A 904-nucleotide genomic window follows, 5' to 3' on the forward strand; every position below is an offset into this window, starting at 1 on the left:
GCCTACAACCTCGTCCGCCTGCCGAAGCTGTTGGCGACACCGGCATGAGCGAGATCACCGACACGCCCCCGCAACGATCATCATCGAAGCCGCGCGACGCCCGGGCCGAGGCCAACGACGCTGATCGCGCTCACCAAGCGCCATCAATCATCCGAACGCTGCCGGTACCGCTCTGCCCAGCCGCGCCTTCTTCAACAGCCTGCTAATGCGCTTTCAATTGTCGCTTTCCAGTTGGCGAAATAGGGCGGCAAGACGTGCCTCTACGATCTTTCCAACCGCGCTCCGGCTATAGYGATCTTGCACGAAGCTTTGCCCCACAGCAGCTCTATTTGCAGCAAATTCGGGCTCTGCCAGAACCGCGCGCATCGCGGCCACAGCTGACGCCATTTCCGGCTCGGCCCACTCCTGGCCTTCCGGGTAGACATAATCGCCACGACGCACCGGGCGAAGCTCGTAAGCCACCGGGTAACCGGTCTCGGGCGAGAGGAAATCGGTGCTGCCCGAGAAGTCAGTTCCGATGACAGGCCTGCCATTCAACATTGCTTCCACCATGCCAAGACCGAAGCCTTCGGAGCGGTGCAGCGAAACATAACAGTCGCAGCCGGCTATCAGAGACATAACTTCCGGTTGCGTCATGTTCTTCTCAATTACATTGATACGAGGATCACGGCGCGCAGCGCTGGCAATGACCTCCCTGACTTCACGAAACTGACTTTGCGAACCAGTTGACTTGATTATGATTCCGACCCGCTCATCGCCCTTCGGAAAAGCTGCCTGGAAGGCACGCAGCACGCCGAGCGGGTTCTTCCGCGCCGGAAACGAGAAGTAGTCGAACGTGAACAAGAAATAGAATACGCCTTCGCGAAGACCGAGGGAAGCTCGGTCCAGACGAGCAGTAGTTCGC

The 904-nt window shown here is 59.0% G+C and carries 2 protein-coding genes; one reads left to right on the top strand and one right to left on the bottom strand.

The genetic code is table 11. The features are described from left to right. Positions 1-206, top strand: a 206-nt coding sequence (locus AC1DVA_RS28725; protein ID WP_476808178.1) for a hypothetical protein, incomplete at its 5' end; no start/stop codon positions are given. Positions 207-213: 7 nt separating this feature from the next. Here AC1DVA_RS28725 and AC1DVA_RS28730 read toward each other — a convergent pair. Beyond that, positions 214-904, bottom strand: a 691-nt coding sequence (locus AC1DVA_RS28730; protein ID WP_476808179.1) for a glycosyltransferase, incomplete at its 5' end; no start/stop codon positions are given.

The organism is Allobosea sp. P4_C6 (genome assembly GCF_056402015.1).